This is a genomic window from Brucella sp. IR068 (assembly GCF_049065885.1).
In the GTDB taxonomy this organism is placed as follows: Bacteria; Pseudomonadota; Alphaproteobacteria; order Rhizobiales; family Rhizobiaceae; genus Brucella; species Brucella intermedia.
This window is the reverse complement of record NZ_JBAKHE010000014.1, coordinates 64,687-84,730: the sequence shown is the minus strand read 5'-3', so window position 1 is coordinate 84,730 and position 20,044 is coordinate 64,687. Positions and strand designations below refer to the sequence as shown.

The following is a 20,044-nucleotide window of genomic DNA, read 5'->3' as shown; positions in this document are numbered from 1 at the left end:
AACATACTCGGTAGTATGTCAAAGTGAAAACCTGAGGAATGTGGAAATGGCCATAGTCGATATAAGGCGTGAAGGACCGATTGCGGTGGCGCGCTATGACCGTGGCGGTAAGGCCAATGCTCTCAATGAAGAATCGATAACTGCGCTCATACAGGCGGCGGACGAATTATCAGCGGATGACAGTGTCCAGGTTGTTATCCTAACAGGAACCGAAAGTCGTTTCTCCGGTGGAGTGGACCTGACGGACGAGAATCTGTGGCGCGTCAACGCGGGCGCTGTCACACGCCATACGTCCATGTCGCTTGGCGGCGTCATGTGTGATCGGTGGCGGTTGCTGCCACAGATCACTATAGCAGCGGTTGAAGGCCCGGCGATTGGTGGCGGCGGCATTCTGGCTTTGGCAACCGATTTCCGCGTGATGGCTGAGGGGGCCTTCTTTCAGTTTCCTGAAGTTCGTCTGGGCATGACGCTAGGCTGGGGCGGACTGCCGTTACTTTCATCGCTGATCGGTCCGACACGCGCCAAGCGTGCGCTTTTCGCCAATGAACGAATTGGCGGGCAGGACGCGCTTCATATGGGGCTTTGCGACAAGTTTTCACCGGCCGGTGGCGCGGTCGAAACCGCCAAGCGCTTCGCGCAGACCATCGCTGAATGCCCGCCCATGGGCTTGCGGATGACGAAAAGAGCCATTGATCAGGAACACCGCGCCAACTGGGCCGCATCTTACGAAGCCGACCAGTTTTATCTGGCGAGACTGATTGCGGAAAGTAGCAGCCAATCGGGCTGACACATTTATAATTTGGGAGGAGGAAAACATGAAAATGAAATCAATGATGCTTTCGGGTGCTTTTGCCACCATGGTGCTCGCAAGCCCGACCTTGGCAGAACCGGTTAGACTGGGCGTGTTGACGGATATGTCCGGCATGAATTTCGATCTTGCAGGCGACGGGTCGGTCGTCGCGGCTAAGATGGCTGTGGAGGATTTCGGGGGTAAGTTGAATGGCGAGCCTATCGAAGTCATCGTTGGAGATCATCAGAATAAGCCTGACATCGGGTCCACTCTGGCACGTAGCTGGATCGATGAGAAGAACGTCAAGGCAATTATCGACGTCCCCACGTCCTCGGTCGCAATGGCCGTGCAGGAAATCACCCGCAACAAGGATGTGGCGTTTCTGGCGTCCACCGCAGGCTCTTCGGATTTGACGGGGAAAGCTTGTTCACCCACGACCGCGCAATGGACCTGGGACACCTATGCGCTTGCCAACGGAACGGGACGCGCCATGACACAGGAGGGGGGCAAGAAATGGTACTTCATTACTGTTGACTACACCTTCGGTCATGCGCTTGAGCGCGATACTGCGGAAGCCGTCAAGGCTAGCGGCGGTGAAGTCGTGGGCTCTGTGCGTCATCCGCGCGAAACCACCGATTTCTCTTCGTTCCTGTTGCAGGCGCAAGCATCGGGCGCTGACGTTATTGCTCTTGCTAACTCGTCGGGCGATACAATGACCGCCCTTAAGCAGGCGAATGAATATGGGATAGCGCAAGGTGGCCAGAAAATTGCAGGAATGCTGCTGTTTCTCTCCGACGTGCACAGCGTCGGTCTCGAAACTGCAAAGGGCCTGACACTGACTACCGGCTTTTACTGGGATTATGATGACCAGACCCGTGCTTGGTCGAAGCGCTTCGGGGAACGAATGAACGGCAAGATGCCGACCATGGTTCATGCTGGCGTTTATTCGTCTGTCATGAATTACCTCAAAGCTTCCGAAGCTGCAAAATCCACCAGCGGCAAGGCTGTGCTCGACAAGATGCGCACCATGGACATTAACGATTTCTTCGCCCGAAACGCCAAACTGCGCGAAGATGGTCGCATGGTCCACGATATGTATCTCGTTCAGGTTAAGTCGCCGGAAGAATCCAACGGCCCGTGGGACTATTACAAGGTTCTGCGCACCATCCCGGGTGATGAAGCGTTCCGTCCGCTCGATAAAAGCGGCTGCCCGCTTGTGAAGCAGTAAAAGAGGCTGGTTGAATGAACGCAGCAACTGGCAATATGACGGCCCTGCATGAAGCAGGGCCGGACGATGGCGGCTCATCCGGCGGCCGGACGGTTTTGTCGGCGCGCGGACTGGGCAAGTCCTTTGGCGGCTTTCACGCGGTGAGGAACGTCGATCTCGATGTGGAACATGCCCGCGTCCACGCGCTGATCGGGCCGAATGGCGCGGGCAAGACGACCGTTTTCAACCTCCTGACCAAATTCCTGCAGCCGTCGAGCGGCGAGATCACGCTTCTGGGCGAAACCATCACCAGAGCCGATCCGGCCCGGGTGGCGCGCATGGGGCTGGTGCGCTCGTTCCAGATTTCGGCAACCTTTCCGCATCTGACGGTGCTGGAAAACGTCAAGGTCGCGCTGCAGCGCCCCAACGGGCTTGCCACGCAGTTCTGGCGTCCGTTGTCGGCGCTCGACCGGCTCGACGCGCAGGCGATTTCGCTTCTGGAGCGCGTCGGCCTTGCCGATGCCCGCCATGCGCTGGCCGCCGACCTGTCCTATGGCCGCAAGCGCGCGCTGGAGATCGCCACCACGCTGGCGCTCGATCCCAAGGTGCTGCTGCTCGATGAGCCGATGGCCGGCATGGGCCATGAGGAYGTCCAYACCATCGCCGCCCTCATCGCCGATGTGGCGAAGGACCGCGCGGTGCTGATGGTCGAACACAATCTCAAGGTGGTGGCCGACATTGCCCACCACGTCACGGTGCTGCARCGCGGCGAAATACTTGCCTCCGGCAATTAYGCCGCCGTCTCGAAGGACGAGCGCGTGCGCACCGCCTATATGGGAACCGAACATGAATAGAGGCCAACCGYTATTGTCCGTGCGCGGGCTCAATGCCTGGTATGGCGAAAGCCATGCCCTGCACGGCGTCGACCTCGACATCTGGCCCGGCGAGACGATCACGCTTCTGGGCCGCAACGGCGTCGGCAAGACGACGACGCTGCGCGCCATCATGGGCATCATCCGCAAGCGCACCGGCACCATCACGCTMGACGGCAAGGACATCATGCGCGTGCCGTTGCACCGCATCGCCTATGCGGGYCTGGGCTTCGTTCCGGAAGAACGCGGCATCTTCGCCACCTTGAACGTGCACGAAAACCTGCTTYTGCCGCCGGTCGTCGCCAGGGACGGCCAGAGCGCCATGTCGCTCGATGAGATCTACGAACTCTTTCCCAACCTGCATGARCGCCGCAACAGCCCCGGCACCAAGCTGTCGGGCGGTGAGCAGCAGATGCTGGCGATTGCGCGCATCCTGCGCACCGGCGTCAAGGTGCTGCTCCTCGAYGAGCCGACCGAGGGGCTTGCGCCCGTCATCGTGCAGCGCATCGGCGATGTGCTGGTGGAACTGAAGAAACGCGGCATGACCGTGCTTCTGGTCGAGCAGAACTTCCGCTTTGCCGCCAAGGTCGCCGACCGCTTCTACCTCATGGATCATGGCGTGGTGACGGACAACTTCCCCACCGCCGAACTGCCCGCCCGCATGGCAGAACTCACGCATGCATTGGGGGTCTGAATGACAATGATTTTTGGAATACCCTTGCAGGCACTTCTCGGGCAGTTGCTGGTCGGCCTCATCAACGGCTCCTTCTATGCGATGCTGAGCCTCGGCCTTGCCATCATCTTCGGCCTCCTGCGCATCATCAACTTCGCCCATGGCGCGCAATATATGCTGGGGGCCTTTGTCGGCTATCTGCTGTTGAGCTGGCTCGGCATCGGCTACTGGCCGGCGCTGATCCTCGCCCCGCTCATCGTCGGGCTGGGCGGCGCGATCGTGGAGCGCGTGGCGCTGTCGCGGCTCTATAATCTCGACCCGCTCTATGGCCTGCTCTTCACCTTCGGCCTGGCGCTCGTGATCGAAGGCACGTTCCGCTATTATTATGGCGCGGCGGGCCAGCCCTATGCGGTGCCGCCGTCGCTTGCGGGCGGACATAATCTGGGCTTCATGTTCCTGCCGAACTATCGCGCCTGGGTGGTCGTCGCCTCGCTCATCGTCTGCCTTGGCACATGGCTCCTGATCGAAAAGACCAAGCTSGGCGCCTATCTGCGCGCCGCGACKGAAAACCCGACRCTGGTGAARGCCTTCGGCATCAATGTGCCGCTGCTTCTGACTTTCACCTATGCGCTCGGTGCCGCCCTTGCCGGWCTTGCGGGCATCATGGCCGCGCCGATCTATCAGGTCAGCCCRCTGATGGGCTCCAACATCATCATCGTGGTCTTTGCCGTGGTGGTGGTCGGCGGCATGGGRTCGATCCTCGGCGCCATCATCACCGGCTATGTGCTGGGGCTGGCGGAAGGTCTYACCAAGGTCTTCTATCCCGAAGCTTCCAGCATCGTCATCTTCGTCATCATGGCYATCGTTCTTCTGGTGCGMCCCGCCGGACTGTTCGGGAAGGAGGCCTGACATGGCTGATACCGCTCTCAAGGCAAATACGGCCTCGCGCGACAGCAAGGCGCCTGCCGTCAACAGCCTCTCGGCCGTCATCCTCGGCATTGCCCTTGTCGGGCTGCTGGCCGCACCCTTCATGGTGTATCCGATCTTCCTGATGAAGATGCTGTGCTTCGCGCTGTTCGCYTCCGCCTTCAATCTTCTTCTGGGCTAYACCGGCATYYTGTCCTTCGGCCATGCCGCCTTCTTCGGCGGCGCGGCCTATATCACCGCCCATACGGTCAAGGTCTGGGGCGTCACGCCGGAGCTTGGCCTCGTGCTCGGCGTCCTTGCCGCCGCMGCCCTTGGCCTCGTCATCGGCTATCTCGCCATCCGCCGTCAGGGCATCTATTCGACGATGATCACGCTGGCGCTGGCGCAGATGTTCTTCTTCTTCTGCCTGCAAGCATCCTTCACCCATGGCGAGGACGGWTTGCAGGGCGTGCCGCGCGGCTATCTCTTCGGCATCATCGACCTCAACCAGCCGATGACCATGTATTATTTTGTGCTGGCGGTGTTCGTGCTGGGCGTGTTCGTCATCTGGCGCATCATCAACTCGCCCTTCGGCATGATCCTGAAATCSGTGCGCGAAAACGAAAACCGCGCCATCTCGCTGGGCTATTCCGTCAACCGCTACAAGTTTGCAGCCTTCGTCATGTCGGCAGCGCTTGCCGGCCTTGCCGGCGGCCTGAAGGCGCTCGTCTTCCAGTTTGCAACGCTGACCGATGTCGGCTGGCAGATGTCGGGCGAAGTGATCCTGATGACGCTTCTGGGCGGCATTGGCACGCTCATCGGCCCCATCGTCGGCGCCGCCTTCGTCGTCGCCCTCCAGAACTATCTCGCAACATCGGACTTCCCCGTCACGATCGTAACCGGCGTCATCTTCATGGCATGCGTCCTCCTCTTCCGGAAGGGAATCATAGGCGAGTTCTACGGGTGGTTAGAGCGGAGGAAATGAGCATGAGCGAAGCATTAACGATTTATAGCACAAGCGTTTCGCCAAACTGGATAGACTACAACGGCCATATGGGGGACTATGCCTATGGAATCGTCTTTTCCGACGCGGCGACCGCCTATATGGATCGAATTGGCATCGACGCTGTTTATCGTGCGACCAACAATGCCACTCTCTACACGCTCGATAGTCGTATCGCGTATTTGAGAGAATGTCATGCCGGCGAAATATTACAGGTAGAGCTGGCCTTGATCGATGCCGATCACAAACGTTTGCATCTATTCATGAGATTGTACAATGCGGAAAGGGAGATGTTGGCACTCTGCGAGCAACTCTTGATGCACGTAAGTCGAGAAGGGAAGCATCCACGGGCAGCAGATCTGCCCATAGACGTGCGAGATGTCGTCTTGGCGGATCTCCAGAGTTCGAAGTCTGTTGAGAAAGCAGAAAGGATCGAATGGCGTATTGGTCTTCGAAGTTAGCAGATTGTTCTGACAAATCGGCAAACTAACCGGCAGTAGAAGCTCTGGTAATTTACAATCAGGCCCCTGCTTTTGGACTGGCACTCAATCAGATCGACGGACAATATGTCTGCTTTCCAATTCTTTTAGGTAAAACTGGTCATTTCGTCAACGGTCCCCGGCCACGAATCTCGAACTGACTCGTTCTTCCAGTGGCCCAGGGTGGCCGGGAGAACTCAAATGGGCATCGCACAATATGCTTCTGCTGCACTGGGCGCTTCGTATGGAACGCTGGCAGGAAGGTTGACGTAAAGAACCGCTCAAACAGCGGCAACTTTGGCAGTTCGCTTCTTCCTTGATAGAGAGGCGCGCATGCGAGACCGAGCGTTGTTTGATCGCCCGATCGACAGCAAGCTAAGTGACTGTGATCTCGTCAAGATTAAGATCGAAACTCGGGTCACGGCGAAGAGATTCGAACACGAGCAATGGTCATGAGTGGGTCACCGCGATTGGGTTGCGTGTTGAAGATAACGGCACGCACTCTCTTCGACGCTGGAAGGCGGCGATGATCTACAAGGCCACCGGGAATCTTCCTGCGATCCAGATTCTGCTCGGTCCCGCCAAGATCGAGAACATGGTCAGGTATCTGGGTGTAGATATTGATGCTCTGGTACTCGCCGACTACACAGAAGTCAAAAAATTCGCTGAGCCGTACCGGGCAATGCCGTTCGTGCATAATCGAGTGGTGTCGTCCCTGGGACGGCTATGCGCCCTCCCTTCAGTCATCGAAGAGCGTCGCGGCCTCGGCTGAAAGGGACTTTCCTGCCTCGGTTTGCAGCTCGCTTTGCGCCTTAGTTCGGTCATCAGCCGCCTACTCCAGGAAACCCAGAAGCTGCCAATCCGCGCAGCGCATGTTGATCGTGGGCTTGAGTTGGAAGCGGATTATTTTCATAAAGCGAAATTGGATAGGCCCGAGCCTTGAGCGAACAGCGGCAACGATCTAGATGGATATCTTCCTCTCTCAGTTCGAAAATTGCTGAACGGGCCGGAATCTTCGAGAATACTGAGATCAAGGCTCTCCACGGAAATACTCTGAACGCCGGGAGTTAATGGACTGGTGGGGCTCGCGATCGCATTAGTACAATCACTGCAGTGTATTGTTAGACACCAATCACTATATCTTGGTAGCTTGGTTGCGGACATCCGAGAAATAGGTAAATAGATCAGAGTTTGGCCGCGCGGGCGGCTGAGCGATGAACAATTCTGCTCGCGCTTCACTCGGTGTCACGCCGAAACGTGCGCGAAAACCTCGCAGGAACTGATTGCCGTTGGAAAAACCCAGGCTAGCTGCGATCTGTGTGATGGAGCGGGACGGGCGATTTCGCCGGGTGAGTTCGACAAAAGCAGCGTCGAGCCGCATGTCTCGTAATACCTTTGTTACGCCGCCGTCCGCCGCAAAAGCGCGGTAAAGGTGGGTGCGCGAAACGTTGAAGCGACGCTGAATGAGTTCCTGCGACATTTCAGGCAGGTGGATATTCTGCTTAATGAACGCCATAACCCTCTGTCGCAGCACCAGAGTTAATGGTGAAAATTCCTCTGCCTTCTCCAGAGTCTCGCCCTTCAAGGCGGCGGCGAGCAGAATAACCACAGCTTCCTCAACCGCTTCAGCTTGTGTGCAAGAGAACGATGTACTGAGGGCAAAAAGCCCGCCGAGATAGGTCGCGATCAACTTGGTCATCGGACATCCTGCCTTCAGGACGATCCCGTGAAGGTTTCGAAATCCAACCGCCTTTTCGAGGTGTTCCCGGGGAAACAGGGTGGAAGCCCGGCAGCCTGCTTTGGTCTCAGTCGTGAGCGTTTGTGCAAGGTCCGCAATAAGGATGTCTCCCACCTCGACATTGACGCTGACCCCATTGAATTCGCCTTTCATCGCGCCCGCTACCGCGATCTGAACGAAATAGTAATCGAGACCGCTTTGCACGATGTTCCTTCTGTCGCGGCTGAACCTTTGGGCGTTGAATGTGGTTGACCCCACTACCATCGAACCAAGGGGTCGCGCCCGCAAGATGCCCTCCAGAGGTGTCTTGCGCTCATCGGGGAGGGGCGATGGTTCAAAGATTGGCCCTGCCGCGGCTCGCCAGAAGTCGTTGCGATGCTCAGCTTCGACCATGGTCGTTGAAATAAAAATGTCGTTAATCATCATGCCCGTTCTGATTACTTAAAAGTAAACCGAATGCTACAGTAGCTGATAACAAACCTGGGCGATCTGTATGTAGATCGTTTTGAACGGTGAGCTGCACGTGTCCTCGACGAAACGACAGTGAATGACCGCATCTCGATGCCGGGAAAGCGCCGGGTCGAAAAACCGACCTCACGGCCTGCGCCAGAAATCATTGCACTGTCCTGCTTCCCCATGCTGCGGCCATGATCTCACAAAACAACCTTTTCTCTGTTTCTTCAGCGGAAAGAAATCAAGGGCAGAGAGCGCTAATCAACTGTAGCGAATTCGGTATTCCGCCCGCCACATCAGAACAATACACTAAGAAATATTGTATATCTCGTTAATATCTAAAACGACTCGAAACATGAACCAGATCTTATTTAGTTTTTGAAATCGGGATAAGACTTCAGATCTTTGAGAACCCTCGCCACCGATGAGACGTACGGGCGACTGAAATGGAACGCAGCGCCGAAGGCCCCTTCTGTCGCTCCGTCCTGAAAAGTGCGTATCCTGACCTAAGCGCGATTCAATCTCAATCTAAAGGAGACATGAATGGATTCCTTCCTCAAAAAGAAGGTCCTTGGATTTGCGGTTACTGCTTTAACCGTCATAGGGGCAAGTACAACATCGTTTGCCGACGTGGACGTGCCGCCGTTCTATGCCGCGGTGATGGAGATGAAGGCGGAGGGTAAGCTTGGCCAGATCGTAAGCAAGGAAAAAATATCTACGCCAATCGAAGGCGCTGAGGCCTGGCGAATTGCCTATATTTCCTCGGATCTCAATGATCGTAAAACGATTTCCACCGGCCTATTAATTGCGCCTGTTGGAGAAGCTCCGAAGGACGGGCGACCGGTAATTTCCTGGGCGCATGGCACCACGGGCACTGCGCAGAATTGCGGCCCCTCGCAAGTGGTTAACCCGGCAGCGCCGTTGAATCTATATTTTCTTCCGAATGGCAACGCATCCACCGATTATGGCGTCCCTGCTATCGAAACATTCATAAAGGCCGGCTATGTCGTTGTGGCAACGGACTATCAAGGCCTTGGCGGTGGAGGCAAGCACCAGTATACGGTTGCGGCGACAAATGGACGGGATGCGATCAACGCTATTCGCGCCGCAGGAGACCTGAAGGAAGTCGGCGCTGGAAAGAACGCCCTTATTTATGGTTGGTCGCAAGGCGGCGGCACGACCATTGCTGCGGCCAGTTCGGACGACTACATCAATCAAACTGGGACGGCCTTCGATGGCATCGAACTCGTCGGATTTGTGGCCATGGCGCCACAGGATATCGCAGCTGCGGCTCCCAAGGGAGAGATAACAGAAGCGACAAGCGCAGCTATGCTGAGAGGTCTGGTGAGCAGCTTTTCCAGCAACGTGTTCGATTTCACCCACTTTGCGCAGAACATGTGGGCAACACAGTCAGCCTTTCCGGAAAAGCTGAAGCTGACGGATATCTTCACGGAAGATGGCGCCAAGCTGGTTGACGAAGTTATGATGAACAAATGCATCCATGTGGCTTCGGATACGTTGAACTATGCGGTGGGCGATAAATTCAGCGCGATGCTGAAGGCAACGCCGACGAACACCAAGGCGTGGGCAGATGCCATGCTGGCAGGTAGTGTTCCCAATGCCAAGCCCGTCGCCCCTGTCATTATTTATTGGGGCACAAAAGATACCGTTGTTCCCCCGGTTATGGGTGAACTCTACCGTGAACAAAAGTGCAAAATGGGCGGTAACATCGCGCGTGTACAATTGCCGGGCGAGCAGGACCATTTCAGCACGCCTGCGGCTTCAGAACCGCTGTATCTGCCTTGGATTGCTGATCGTTTCGCCGGTAAACCTGCGCCTGATGGCTGTGTCGATCAATAAGTCTGAAGCGGGGCCAATCTGGTTCATTCGGTCTTCCTGATCTGCAGTAATGCCTGAGAAGTTAGCCGTAAACCGTTCGCCGGGAGGAACATGGATTCCTCCCGGACTGCATTACCACAGTAACTTTGCAGGTCGTCGGTAAGAGATCGATGAGGCACACGCGGTCTCGCGTGCTTTTGGCCTACGATAGCTTGCCGGAAGGTTATTTCGGCCGTTCGATGCCCGATTCTGAAAAGCTGGATCAGGCCGCTTCGTAGCCAGGCACGTTAGATTTCGGAGCGGCAGTTTCGCGCGGCCCTTCTAATTCCGTACCGCTGCAGACGGCCCCTCACGCTGATGCGTTTTCCCAAAGCCAATATTGGTAAAAGGAGAACTCAAATGGGTATCGCACAATATGATCCTGCTGCACTGGGTAGGCCAGCTTGGAACGCTGGCCGAAAGGTCGGCGTGAAGAAGCCACTCAAACAGCGGCAAATCTGGGCAATTCGTTTCTTCCTCGATAGAGAGGGGCGCATGCGAGACCGAGCGTTGTTCGATTTGGCGATCGATAGCAAGCTACGAGGCTGCGATCTGGTCAGGATCAAGATCGGAACTCTCGTTACGGGCCAGGATATCCGAACACGAGCAACGGTCATCCAGCAGAAAACCGGACGTCCTGTACAGTTCGAGATTACGGCGGAAGTCAGAGCAAGCTTGCTCGCGTGGCTTCAGCGAAGAGGCGGCACCATAGATGATTTCGCATTTCCGAGCCGGGTCGATCATGCCGATCATCTCAGCACTCGCCAATATGCCAGGCTGGTCGAAGAGTGGGTCACCGCAATCGGATTGCGACGTGAAGATTATGGCACGCACTCACTTCGACGCACAAAAGCTGCGATAATTTACAAAGCCACCGGAAATCTCCGTGCGATCCAGATCCTGCTCGGTCACACCAAGATCGAGAACACAGTGAGATATCTGGGTGTAGATATCGAGGATGCTCTGGAACTCGCCGAGCATACGGAGATCTAAAAAATCGCTGCGCCGTACCGGGCGATGCCGTTCGTGCAAAATCGAGTGGTGTTGCCCACCCTTGGGAATCGCTATGCAGTTCATTTCAGTCATTAGCGTAGCATTCCCACAGGCTCCACAGCGGTCTTGCGCTTATCCTGAATTACGCCTGAGAACGGATGGTTTGCGGATCGACAGCGATCGGACCCCGGTTAACAGAAGCGGATCTTTATCGAATCCTCGGACCGCGCTAAAGATGGAGAATGACTGAATTGCGTTCTGGCCTTCCGATAGTTTCATTTGCTGATCAAATCGCACTGGAGAGCTGGTTGGCGGAGCAACCGAGCGATTCCAAGGGTGCATGGGTTAGATTTCGTAAGAAGGGTTCGAGCATCGCAAGCGTCACCAAAGCTCAGGCGATCGACAGTGCCCTTTGCTATGGCTGGATCGACGGTCAACTCGACAAGTACGATGTTGACAGCTGGTTAGTCCGCTTTACCCCTCGCCGACCGCGTAGCAAGTGGTCGGATGAAAATCGGAAACGCGCGCTGGAACTGATCTTGGCGGGGCGCATGCAATCGTCTGGGCAATTGGAAATTGATAAAGCGATGGCAGATGGCAGATGGGAGGCGGCGTATGCTCCAGCTAGCAAAGCTGAGGTCCCAACGGACTTGCAGACTGCGCTCGATGCGAACCCGAAGGCCGCAGCTTTCTTCGCTACGCTCACTGGCGCTAACCGATATGCGATCTTGTATCGGATTGGCGCGGTGAAGAAAGCTGAGACCAGAGCTCGAAAGATCAGGGATTTCGTTAGTATGCTTGAACGCGGAGAGACCATTCACGGCTGAAACGGCTGTTCTCGGTCGCCCTCTTCTGGTTCTGGTGATCGACATTGGACTGCTAGTGCTCGGACTGTTTTGCGCCTTATTTCGGCCGTTCAAGCCGGCTGCGTCGATAACTAAAGGCGGACATCATCGGGTGCTAGCGGATGCCCCGAGAACTTAGTTTGATGGTTTTCTGGGATATTGTAGACGTCGATGAAAGCGGATATTCGAACGCAATGACTTCACAGACGGCTCGGCTGTCCAACGTTTTCTGCTGGTTACGGAGGGGAGTAGCGAAACGGAAATCATCGGTCATTTGTTCGATATCCTCCTCTCCTGATATCACGGATTTCTTCCGGTACGTCGAAATGGAAAACCACCCGTTCGGCAGGCAGGGCAATTTTCAGAATTTATGAAGGGTTTGAGCAGCATTCAGAAGACTTTATAAGAGATAAGAGGCGCGAAACTTGCGGCCAAAGAATCCAGAGCTTAACATATGGCAAAAACGTGATTTTGCCATATGTCGATTGGGACATTTTTCAGGTACTCGTCGAGCGATAATTGTGGCAAACGTAGCAGATATTTTTGCGCTTAGGATTGGCAAAATTGCGTTTATCCGTTTACTCGGATACCCCAGCTTGGATAGCTTATTTTTTGATTTTGTCACAGGGTATTCGAGGGGGCAAGATAAGTGTTGCGAAAAGAAGCTGCAGCTAGGATCAAAATCAATCGGCTGCTGGAGGCGGCCGGCTGGCGCTTCTTCGATGATCTGAACGGGGCCGCAAACGTCGTACTAGAGCCCAACGTAAAGCTGAAGCCCGAGCACATTGAGAGTCTTGGCGAGGACTTCGAAAATAGCGCCAAGGGCTTCATAGACTTCCTATTGCTGGACAAGGACGGTAAGCCGCTGATCGTTCTCGAAGCGAAATCTGAGGACAAAGATCCTCGCATCGGCAAGGAGCAGGCGCGCAAATATGCCCGCGCTCAGAATGCTCGGTTCGTGATCCTCAGCAACGGAAACATCCATTATCTGTGGGACCTTGAGCAAGGCAATCCGACGGTCATCTCTGCTTTCCCTGGCCCTGACGAAATCAAGAACCACTACGCCTTTGAGCCAAACGCGGAGCGTCTCTTCGCCGAGAAGGTCGAGCGTGACTTTATCGTCCTCACGCAGATGCCCGGTTACGCGAACGAGGCGGCATGGAAGAACGAGGCAGAGCGAGAATCATTCGTCGAGAAGCAAAAGCTCCGCTTCCTTCGACCCTATCAGGAACGCGCAATCCAGGAGATTCAAAAGAGCGCCAAGAAGGGCGCGACGCGGTTTCTGTTTGAAATGGCAACAGGCACCGGTAAGACGCTGACGTCCGCTGCGGTCATCAAACTCTTCCTGAAGACGCGCAACGCCAAGCGCGTCCTTTTCCTCGTTGACAGGCTGGAGCTGGAAACCCAGGCGGACAAGGCTTTCAAAGCCTATTTGAAGAAGGACTTCACCTCGATCATCTACAAAGAGCAGCGTGACGATTGGCGGAAAGCCGATATCGTTGTCACCACGGTGCAAAGCCTGCTGTTCAATGACAAATACCGCCGGCTGTTTTCGCCTACGGATTTCGATCTCGTCATCTCGGACGAAGCGCATCGCTCGATCGGTGGAAACGCCCGCGCCGTGTTCGAATACTTCATCGGCTACAAGCTCGGCCTGACGGCGACGCCAAAGGACTATCTGAAGCAGACGAAGAAGGACAAACCGAAGGAACGCGATCCGCGAGAAGCCGAGCGACGCATGATGCTCGACACCTATCGCACGTTTGGCTGCGAGTCGGGCGATCCGACTTTCCGCTACTCTCTCCTAGACGGCGTGCGGGAAGGGTTTCTGATCAATCCCTACGTCATCGACGCCCGAACGGGTGTCACAACCAAGCTGTTGTCAGACGAAGGCTTCACAATCGAAACGACGGCAGAAGACGGCACCGAGAACAAGGAAGCCTTCGGTGGCCGCGATTTTGAGAAGCGCTTCTTTTCCGAAGCGACCAACCGGGCCTTCTGCCGAGCTCTTCTCGAAAACGGCTTACGGGATCCGATTTCCGGCGAATTCGGCAAGGCTATCGCCTTCGCCGTCAGCCAGAACCATGCCCTCAAAATCACGGAGATCCTCAACGAGCTGGCTGAACAGTTGTGGCCAGGGTGCTACCAGTCTGATTTCGCGATGCAGGTGACCAGCGACATACCGGCCTCGCAGCAGATGACAATCAATTTTGCGAACAACAATCTCGGTGGACACACCGGTTTCGTCGAAAACTACCGCACCAGCAAGGCCCGAGTTTGTGTCACAGTTGGTATGATGACGACTGGCTATGACTGCCCCGACATTCTGAACCTTGCCCTCATGCGGCCAATCTTCTCCCCATCGGATTTTGTGCAGATGAAGGGGCGCGGAACACGAAAGCACAATTTCGCGGAAGAGCTCTTCGATCCCGCCAGGAAGGCAGCGCTTGGGGATGTCCAAAAAGCTTCCTACCGCTTGTTCGACTTCTTCGCCAACTGCGAATTCTTCGAAGAGAAGTTCGACTATGACCAGGCATTGGCTTTGCCAAAGCCTGCCGCCATGCCGTTGTCAAATGGCGGTGACGATGGTTCGGCGATCGCCTCGAAACCTACCATCTACGAGTTTTTGGAACCCGATCAGGTCGTCTACCAGGTCGAAGAGCAGATCGGCCTGGAGGGCATGCGGATCGACCGTGAGCTATTCCAGAAATTCGAGGAAACAGCGCGCTCTGATCCCAAACTTGCTGAACTGGTTGAGCAGCGGGACTGGGATGCGGCCACGCGCCACGTCGTCGAAGAGCTATTCGACAAGCCGAGCGAGTTTTTCAGCCTGGAGAAGCTGCGCCGCGCCGCAGGGGTCGATCGCCGTATCTCGGTTCGAGAGCTGGTGGAAAAAGCCTTCGGCTTTATTCCGAAGTTCAAGAACAAGGGAGAATTGATAGATGACGAATTCCAGAAATTCCTGGTCGACCAAAAACCTGAGGAAGCCGACCGTATACGCGAAATGCGCTACTTCTTCGAGGCCTATATCCGCGACGCCAAAGTTCGGGCGCTGATCGACGCTGGTCATTTCGCAGACCTCAACGTAAACCCTTCCTTCACCACCCGCGACCTTAAGGAAGTGCCCGCCCCGTGGCGCAAGCGCATTCCCGAATACATCAAGGACTACGTGTCCCTGAACCCCTTTATGTGATGAAAGCCCGAAATGCTCGATCCAGATACCAAACGCCGAATTGACACTTGCCGTGACATTCTCGTGGGCAAGGTGCCCGATCCGAAAAGCCAGGTGGAGCAGATCACCATCGCGCTGATCTACAAGTTCATGGATGACATGGACCTTGAGGCCGAGGAATTGGGCGGAGAGCGGCGGTTCTTCACCAAGGACTACGAGCGGTATCGCTGGGCGAAACTGGTGGCCCCCGGCGTGTCGGGGCAAGACATGCTCAACACCTATTCCGAAGCGCTGACGAACATGGTGCAAAACGAAGGGCTACCAAAGCTCTTCCGTGACATTTTCCGCAACGCCTATCTGCCCTATCGCGATCCTGAAACGCTGCGTGCCTTCCTGCGCGAGATCAACAGCTTCACCTACGACCATAGCGAAAAGCTGGGTGATGCCTTCGAGTACCTGTTGTCCGTTCTGGGCAGCCAGGGGGACGCGGGCCAGTTTCGCACACCCCGCCATATCATTGATTTTATGGTCGAGATTATCAACCCGCAGAAGAACGAGGTCATCATGGACCCGGCCTGCGGCACGGCGGGTTTTCTGATTTCGGCCTACAAGCATATCCTAAAGCAGAACTCGACCGGCGTGGTGAATAGCAATGGCGCCAGCACTGAGGGCGACGCCGCCGAGCAGGCACTGGAGAGCCCGATGCGCTATCCCGGCGACCTGTTGCAACCCGATGACCGCGCCCGCCTTGCCCGCAACATCCGGGGCTATGACATCTCGCCCGACATGGTGCGCCTGTCGCTTGTGAACCTTTATCTGCACGGGTTTGCTGACCCGAAGGTCGAGGAATACGACACGCTTACCAGCGAAGACAAGTGGACAGAGACGGCCGACGTCATTCTCGCTAACCCGCCCTTTATGTCGCCGAAAGGCGGGATTAAGCCGCACACCCGCTTCCAGGTGCAATCCAAGCGCAGCGAAGTATTGTTTGTCGATTATATCGCCGAACACCTGACCCCGAACGGCCGCGCCGCCATCGTCGTGCCCGAGGGTATCATCTTCCAAAGCCAAAGCGCCTATGTGGCCCTGCGTAAGATGCTGGTCGAGAACCACCTTGCCGCTGTCATTTCGCTGCCCGCAGGCGTATTCAACCCCTATTCCGGCGTGAAGACCTCGATCCTGATACTTGACCGCGCGGTGGCAAAGGCCAGTCAGCACGTCGCGTTCTTCAAGATCGAAAATGATGGTTTTGCGCTGGGCGCGCAGCGTAAGGCGGTGAAGGGGTCGCAACTTGCGCAGGTGAAGACCGAGCTTGCGGCTTGGCTGAAGGCTGCGCGAGCAGGTGGTGGTAAGGAGCTAGAAAGCAACGTTGGCTTTGCGGTGGAGCGCAAAGAGTTGCTGGCCGAAGGATCAATCACATTAAGCGCCGAGCGGTATTTGACACGAGAAATCGGAAAATCCGGTTTTCCGATGGTTTCGCTTGGCGATGAAGCCCTATTCAAGGTCGAAAGCGGAGGCACACCTAAATCCGACGTTCCGGAGTATTGGGACGGGGGCATTCCATGGGCGACGCTGGTCGACCTACCCGCCTCAAATTTCATTACTGAAATTACGGGGACCGTCCGAACCATTAGTGAGGCAGGCCTGAAAGGCTCATCGGCCAAGATCCTACCAGCAAATTCTGTGCTGGTCTCGTCTCGCGCGACCATCGGACGAATTGCAATTAACCGCGTTCCGCTGGCTACAAATCAAGGCTTCAAAAACATCGTCATTGCAGACGAAGCACGGGTACTGCCGGAGTATCTCGCTTTTGCCGTCACGAAGCTTGTGCCGACGATGCAAAGTTGGGCAACGGGTGGTACATTTGCGGAAATCTCGAAAAGCAAGTTTTGCGAATTGGAAATTCCTCTCCCGCCACTTGAGATGCAGCGCGAGATTGTGGCCGAGGTGGAAGGCTATCAGCGCGTCATCGACGGTGCGCGCGCTGTCCTTGACAACTATCGTTCCTATATACCTGTTGATCCTGAGTGGCCAATGCGCCCGCTATCAGAGGTAGCGCAGGTGAATCCGAAGAAAAGCGAACTCAAGGATACTGATCCTTCGACGCCCGTCTCATTCGTCCCTATGGCAGTCTTGAATGAAAACAACGTCCGCTTCGATCCGGTCGAGGTAAAGACGATCAGCGAAGTCGTAGGCAGCTACACCTACTTTCGTGAGAGTGATGTGCTGGTAGCCAAGGTTACGCCATGCTTCGAGAATGGCAAAGCAGGCATCGCGCGAGGGCTTAAGAACGGCATCGGCTTTGGATCGAGCGAGTTCTATGTTGTCCGAGCAAATGAAGAAACCCTGCCTGGATGGCTATTTCATTGGCTCACCACCCCCGACTTCCGCGCGAGAGCGACAGCTAAGATGACCGGAACTGGCGGCCTCCAGCGTGTCCCGCGCGCCGTGGTGGAAGAGGAATTGATACCTCTGCCCGAATTGGTCGTTCAAAAATCCATCGTTGCCGAAATCGAAGCCGAGCGAGCCCTTATCGAAGGCAACCGCGACCTGATCACCCGCTTTGAGAAAAAGATCGAGGCCGCCATTGCCCGCGTCTGGGGTGAGGCCAAGACGGAGGAGCTTGTCTGATGGATGAAGCGCTCGACCTGGGTAGCTATTTGCCCCGTTCATTCTCCAACGCCAGCGAACAGGCCTATCTCGACTTTCTTTGGTCCGCCTTCCAGACGAACTACGAGGCTGAACGTTTCGAATTTGCCAGTCTCGCCTTTCACTTGCTCTATATGAGCTTTGTGAGCTTCTCCATCTGGCAGATCAGGCTGGCCCGGCCCGAGCAGTTCGCAATGGCTATGGTTGGTTTTCGTTCGGACGAAGAGGGCAGTCTGATGGATTGTGAAAGCCCGTTTAAGTTCTACGACCGTCTGAAGGAAAGCCAGATTTTCCGGTTTCTCAAGCTGATTGGTTGCTCCAATCAGCAGGTTGGAGAATTCGCCAAGTTTGTAAAGCGGCGCAACAAGATCGCGCATCCGACAGGAACAGTGTTCTTTAACGATCGTGCGGCGATTGACGCTGAAATCGCTGACATGATGAGGGAAGTCCGCAATATTGAGATGCATATGGAGCCGGTTATCCTTGAGCTCTATCGGCGATTTTTGATATCAAGCTCGGACGTAGAAGAGCGCCAGTATACCGATCCAGCAGACGAGATTGCTGCAAACCTGGTTCATGCGAATTATATGTCATCCGCCGATATCGGCATCTGCTCCGACTTTGACGTCTCCGCGTTGGCCGGAGAGGCGCACTACGACGAGATTCAGGCTTTGCACGCCAAATTGCTAGAACTCTACCCACCTGAAGACATGGAGGACGCGGCATGAGCTCGCTCTACTCCATTGTTGACGGAAAATTGAAACCTGCCACGCGCCGTGCCTTGATGAAGGAAAGCCTGATCGAGGATTGGGTTGCGGCCGATCCGTCCCTGCTCGGCCTCGACGCCATGGTGATCGGCCGGCAGGTGCCGACGGACCACGGCAAATTCATTGACCTGCTGGCGCTGGATGCCTCAGGTGCTATCATTATCATCGAACTGAAGAAGGACCGCACCCCGCGCGAAATTGTGGCGCAGGTGCTTGATTACGCCTCCTGGGTTCGAACGCTGACGACACCCCAGATTTACGAGCGGGCTGAACGGTATCTTCAGACGCGCCTGGTGACCGCCTTCCGGGAGAAGTTCGGAGAAGCCATTCCGGAACAGCTCAACGGCAGCCACTCCATGCTGATCGTGGCTAGCGAACTCGACCCGGCGTCCCGGCGGATCGTCGAATACTTGTCTGAAGAGCATGGCGTTGCTATCAACACCGTCTTTTTCAACGTCTTCGAGGCCAACGGCCAAGAATGGCTGACGACGGATTTTCTGCTCGATCAGGAAGAAGTGGAGGAGCGCTCCGAACGCAAGGTCCGCTCGCCGTGGTCCGGCTATTACTTTGTCAATGCCGGCCTCGGCGAACACCGCTCCTGGACCGACATGAAGCGCTACGGCTTCGTGAGCGCCGGCGGCGGCGAGTTCTACACCAAGCGCCTGGAGCAGCTTGCCGTTGGCGACGAGATATTCGTGTACGACAAGGGCAAGGGCTATATCGGCTATGGGACGGTTACCAGCAAAGCCCAGCTTGCCTCTGACTTTATGACTCCAGACGGGCTACTCTTCGAGCAACCGCTTGCCGAAGCCCGAATGAAGCGTCTTGGCGAACCGCCTGACCGAGCGGAATATGTCGTCGGCGTTGAATGGATCAAGACTGTGGAGCCGTCACAAGCCAAGTGGTTCAAAGGCGCTTTTGCCAATCAGAACATCGTATGCAAACTTCGTGACCAAGCTACCGTGGATTTTCTGATCGCAGAATTCAAAGACGCAGTAGATGGTCAACTATAGGAATTGACATGGATATTCTTGAGAAAGCCGAATCTGTCGAGCTAATCAATAACAACGATGAGCATTCAGCCTTCGGCGATTGGCTTCGCAGAGAGATGGCAAAGCAAGGATTAACTATCGCTTCTTTGGTAGAAAGGACAGGTATAACATATACTGGCATTTGGAACATCATTAAAGGCAATACAGCTTCGCCGCGTAAAGAAACACGAGAGAAACTGGCATCCGCCTTAAATGAAATCATTCCACCTGCGATTGAAGCAGAAATCGTCAGTCAGTCAGCGTTGTTACCAGGTCTCGAATGGGTAGATTTCACACCCACTGATCTGGAGACAGTACCGCAGGCCAGTGGAGTTTACGTATTCTATGATATTACTGACCGTCCTGTATATGTGGGGAAATCCAGTAAAAATGTCCGAAACAGAGTGAAAGATCATCAGACACGGTTTTGGTTCAAGTCACCATTGGTCGTGCGTGGCTCATTTTTATCTATCTCTGACCCCGAGCTATGCCTAAGTATTGAAACAATTTTGATAAAATTTCTTGGAAAGCATGCATTGTTGAACTCAAAAGGAGTTGTTCGAGATTTAGATTGAAACTAATAATATT

At 55.4% G+C, this 20,044-nt stretch carries 17 protein-coding genes; 16 read left to right on the top strand and 1 reads right to left on the bottom strand.

The window, feature by feature from the left end:
- Positions 1-46 precede the first annotated feature (46 nt).
- From ACOWVS_RS19560 to ACOWVS_RS19525, 8 genes are all read left to right on the top strand, one after another.
- Positions 47-787: an enoyl-CoA hydratase/isomerase family protein gene (locus tag ACOWVS_RS19560; RefSeq protein WP_006473179.1), complete on the top strand. Its 741-nt coding sequence runs from the start codon at positions 47-49 to the stop codon at positions 785-787.
- A 28-nt stretch (positions 788-815) separates the two neighbouring features.
- Positions 816-2,018, top strand: a complete 1,203-nt coding sequence (locus ACOWVS_RS19555; protein ID WP_006473178.1) for an ABC transporter substrate-binding protein — start codon at positions 816-818, stop codon at positions 2,016-2,018.
- Positions 2,019-2,032: 14 nt separating this feature from the next.
- Positions 2,033-2,851 (top strand): ABC transporter ATP-binding protein, encoded by an 819-nt coding sequence (locus ACOWVS_RS19550; RefSeq protein ID WP_006470028.1) that lies wholly within the window; start codon positions 2,033-2,035, stop codon positions 2,849-2,851.
- Entirely contained in the window at positions 2,844-3,563 is a 720-nt protein-coding gene (locus ACOWVS_RS19545; RefSeq protein WP_006467528.1) for an ABC transporter ATP-binding protein, read from the top strand. The genes ACOWVS_RS19550 and ACOWVS_RS19545 overlap by 8 nt, the downstream gene beginning before the upstream one ends.
- A complete protein-coding gene (locus tag ACOWVS_RS19540) occupies positions 3,564-4,451 on the top strand; it encodes a branched-chain amino acid ABC transporter permease (RefSeq protein WP_006467529.1) in 888 nt (295 codons plus the stop codon).
- 1 nt (position 4,452) lies between these two features.
- Positions 4,453-5,433, top strand: coding sequence for a branched-chain amino acid ABC transporter permease (locus ACOWVS_RS19535; protein ID WP_420984185.1), 981 nt, complete (start codon positions 4,453-4,455; stop codon positions 5,431-5,433).
- A gap of 2 nt (positions 5,434-5,435) precedes the next feature.
- Positions 5,436-5,912 (top strand): thioesterase family protein, encoded by a 477-nt coding sequence (locus ACOWVS_RS19530; RefSeq protein ID WP_022569828.1) that lies wholly within the window; start codon positions 5,436-5,438, stop codon positions 5,910-5,912.
- Positions 5,913-6,456: 544 nt separating this feature from the next.
- Positions 6,457-6,702: a hypothetical protein gene (locus ACOWVS_RS19525; protein ID WP_006471999.1), complete on the top strand. Its 246-nt coding sequence runs from the start codon at positions 6,457-6,459 to the stop codon at positions 6,700-6,702.
- A 363-nt stretch (positions 6,703-7,065) separates the two neighbouring features.
- Here ACOWVS_RS19525 and ACOWVS_RS19520 read toward each other — a convergent pair whose 3' ends face one another.
- Positions 7,066-8,094, bottom strand: a complete 1,029-nt coding sequence (locus tag ACOWVS_RS19520; protein ID WP_006468199.1) for a helix-turn-helix domain-containing protein — start codon at positions 8,092-8,094, stop codon at positions 7,066-7,068.
- A 570-nt stretch (positions 8,095-8,664) separates the two neighbouring features.
- On the opposite strand from ACOWVS_RS19520, the gene ACOWVS_RS19515 reads away from it, so the two are divergent.
- The 8 genes from ACOWVS_RS19515 to ACOWVS_RS19480 all read left to right on the top strand — a co-directional run bounded on the left by ACOWVS_RS19515 (position 8,665) and on the right by ACOWVS_RS19480 (position 20,031).
- Positions 8,665-9,981, top strand: coding sequence for an alpha/beta fold hydrolase (locus tag ACOWVS_RS19515; RefSeq protein WP_006468200.1), 1,317 nt, complete (start codon positions 8,665-8,667; stop codon positions 9,979-9,981).
- Between the two features lie 378 nt (positions 9,982-10,359).
- Positions 10,360-10,992: a tyrosine-type recombinase/integrase gene (locus ACOWVS_RS19510; protein WP_022568022.1), complete on the top strand. Its 633-nt coding sequence runs from the start codon at positions 10,360-10,362 to the stop codon at positions 10,990-10,992.
- A gap of 242 nt (positions 10,993-11,234) precedes the next feature.
- Positions 11,235-11,819, top strand: coding sequence for a YdeI/OmpD-associated family protein (locus tag ACOWVS_RS19505; protein WP_006468203.1), 585 nt, complete (start codon positions 11,235-11,237; stop codon positions 11,817-11,819).
- Positions 11,820-12,486: 667 nt separating this feature from the next.
- Positions 12,487-15,030, top strand: a complete 2,544-nt coding sequence (locus ACOWVS_RS19500) for a DEAD/DEAH box helicase family protein (RefSeq protein ID WP_075042408.1) — start codon at positions 12,487-12,489, stop codon at positions 15,028-15,030.
- A gap of 12 nt (positions 15,031-15,042) precedes the next feature.
- Positions 15,043-17,640: an N-6 DNA methylase gene (locus ACOWVS_RS19495; protein ID WP_006468205.1), complete on the top strand. Its 2,598-nt coding sequence runs from the start codon at positions 15,043-15,045 to the stop codon at positions 17,638-17,640.
- Positions 17,640-18,386 (top strand): hypothetical protein, encoded by a 747-nt coding sequence (locus ACOWVS_RS19490; RefSeq protein WP_006468206.1) that lies wholly within the window; start codon positions 17,640-17,642, stop codon positions 18,384-18,386. The genes ACOWVS_RS19495 and ACOWVS_RS19490 overlap by 1 nt, the downstream gene beginning before the upstream one ends.
- Positions 18,383-19,438, top strand: a complete 1,056-nt coding sequence (locus ACOWVS_RS19485; RefSeq protein ID WP_075042409.1) for a hypothetical protein — start codon at positions 18,383-18,385, stop codon at positions 19,436-19,438. Before ACOWVS_RS19490 ends, ACOWVS_RS19485 begins: the two co-directional genes overlap by 4 nt.
- Before the next feature lie 8 nt (positions 19,439-19,446).
- Positions 19,447-20,031 (top strand): hypothetical protein, encoded by a 585-nt coding sequence (locus ACOWVS_RS19480; RefSeq protein WP_006468208.1) that lies wholly within the window; start codon positions 19,447-19,449, stop codon positions 20,029-20,031.
- Positions 20,032-20,044 lie beyond the last annotated feature (13 nt).

Bases quoted from the DNA above. Each gene is read 5' to 3' on its own strand.
- ACOWVS_RS19560 (WP_006473179.1), top strand. From the start codon at position 47: ATGGCCATAGTCGATATAAGGCGTGAAGGACCGATTGCGGTGGCGCGC.
- ACOWVS_RS19555 (WP_006473178.1), top strand. From the start codon at position 816: ATGAAAATGAAATCAATGATGCTTTCGGGTGCTTTTGCCACCATGGTG.
- ACOWVS_RS19530 (WP_022569828.1), top strand. From the start codon at position 5,436: ATGAGCGAAGCATTAACGATTTATAGCACAAGCGTTTCGCCAAACTGG.
- ACOWVS_RS19525 (WP_006471999.1), top strand. From the start codon at position 6,457: ATGATCTACAAGGCCACCGGGAATCTTCCTGCGATCCAGATTCTGCTC.
- ACOWVS_RS19520 (WP_006468199.1), bottom strand. From the start codon at position 8,094: ATGATGATTAACGACATTTTTATTTCAACGACCATGGTCGAAGCTGAG.
- ACOWVS_RS19515 (WP_006468200.1), top strand. From the start codon at position 8,665: ATGGATTCCTTCCTCAAAAAGAAGGTCCTTGGATTTGCGGTTACTGCT.
- ACOWVS_RS19510 (WP_022568022.1), top strand. From the start codon at position 10,360: ATGGGTATCGCACAATATGATCCTGCTGCACTGGGTAGGCCAGCTTGG.
- ACOWVS_RS19505 (WP_006468203.1), top strand. From the start codon at position 11,235: ATGACTGAATTGCGTTCTGGCCTTCCGATAGTTTCATTTGCTGATCAA.
- ACOWVS_RS19495 (WP_006468205.1), top strand. From the start codon at position 15,043: ATGCTCGATCCAGATACCAAACGCCGAATTGACACTTGCCGTGACATT.
- ACOWVS_RS19490 (WP_006468206.1), top strand. From the start codon at position 17,640: ATGGATGAAGCGCTCGACCTGGGTAGCTATTTGCCCCGTTCATTCTCC.
- ACOWVS_RS19485 (WP_075042409.1), top strand. From the start codon at position 18,383: ATGAGCTCGCTCTACTCCATTGTTGACGGAAAATTGAAACCTGCCACG.
- ACOWVS_RS19480 (WP_006468208.1), top strand. From the start codon at position 19,447: ATGGATATTCTTGAGAAAGCCGAATCTGTCGAGCTAATCAATAACAAC.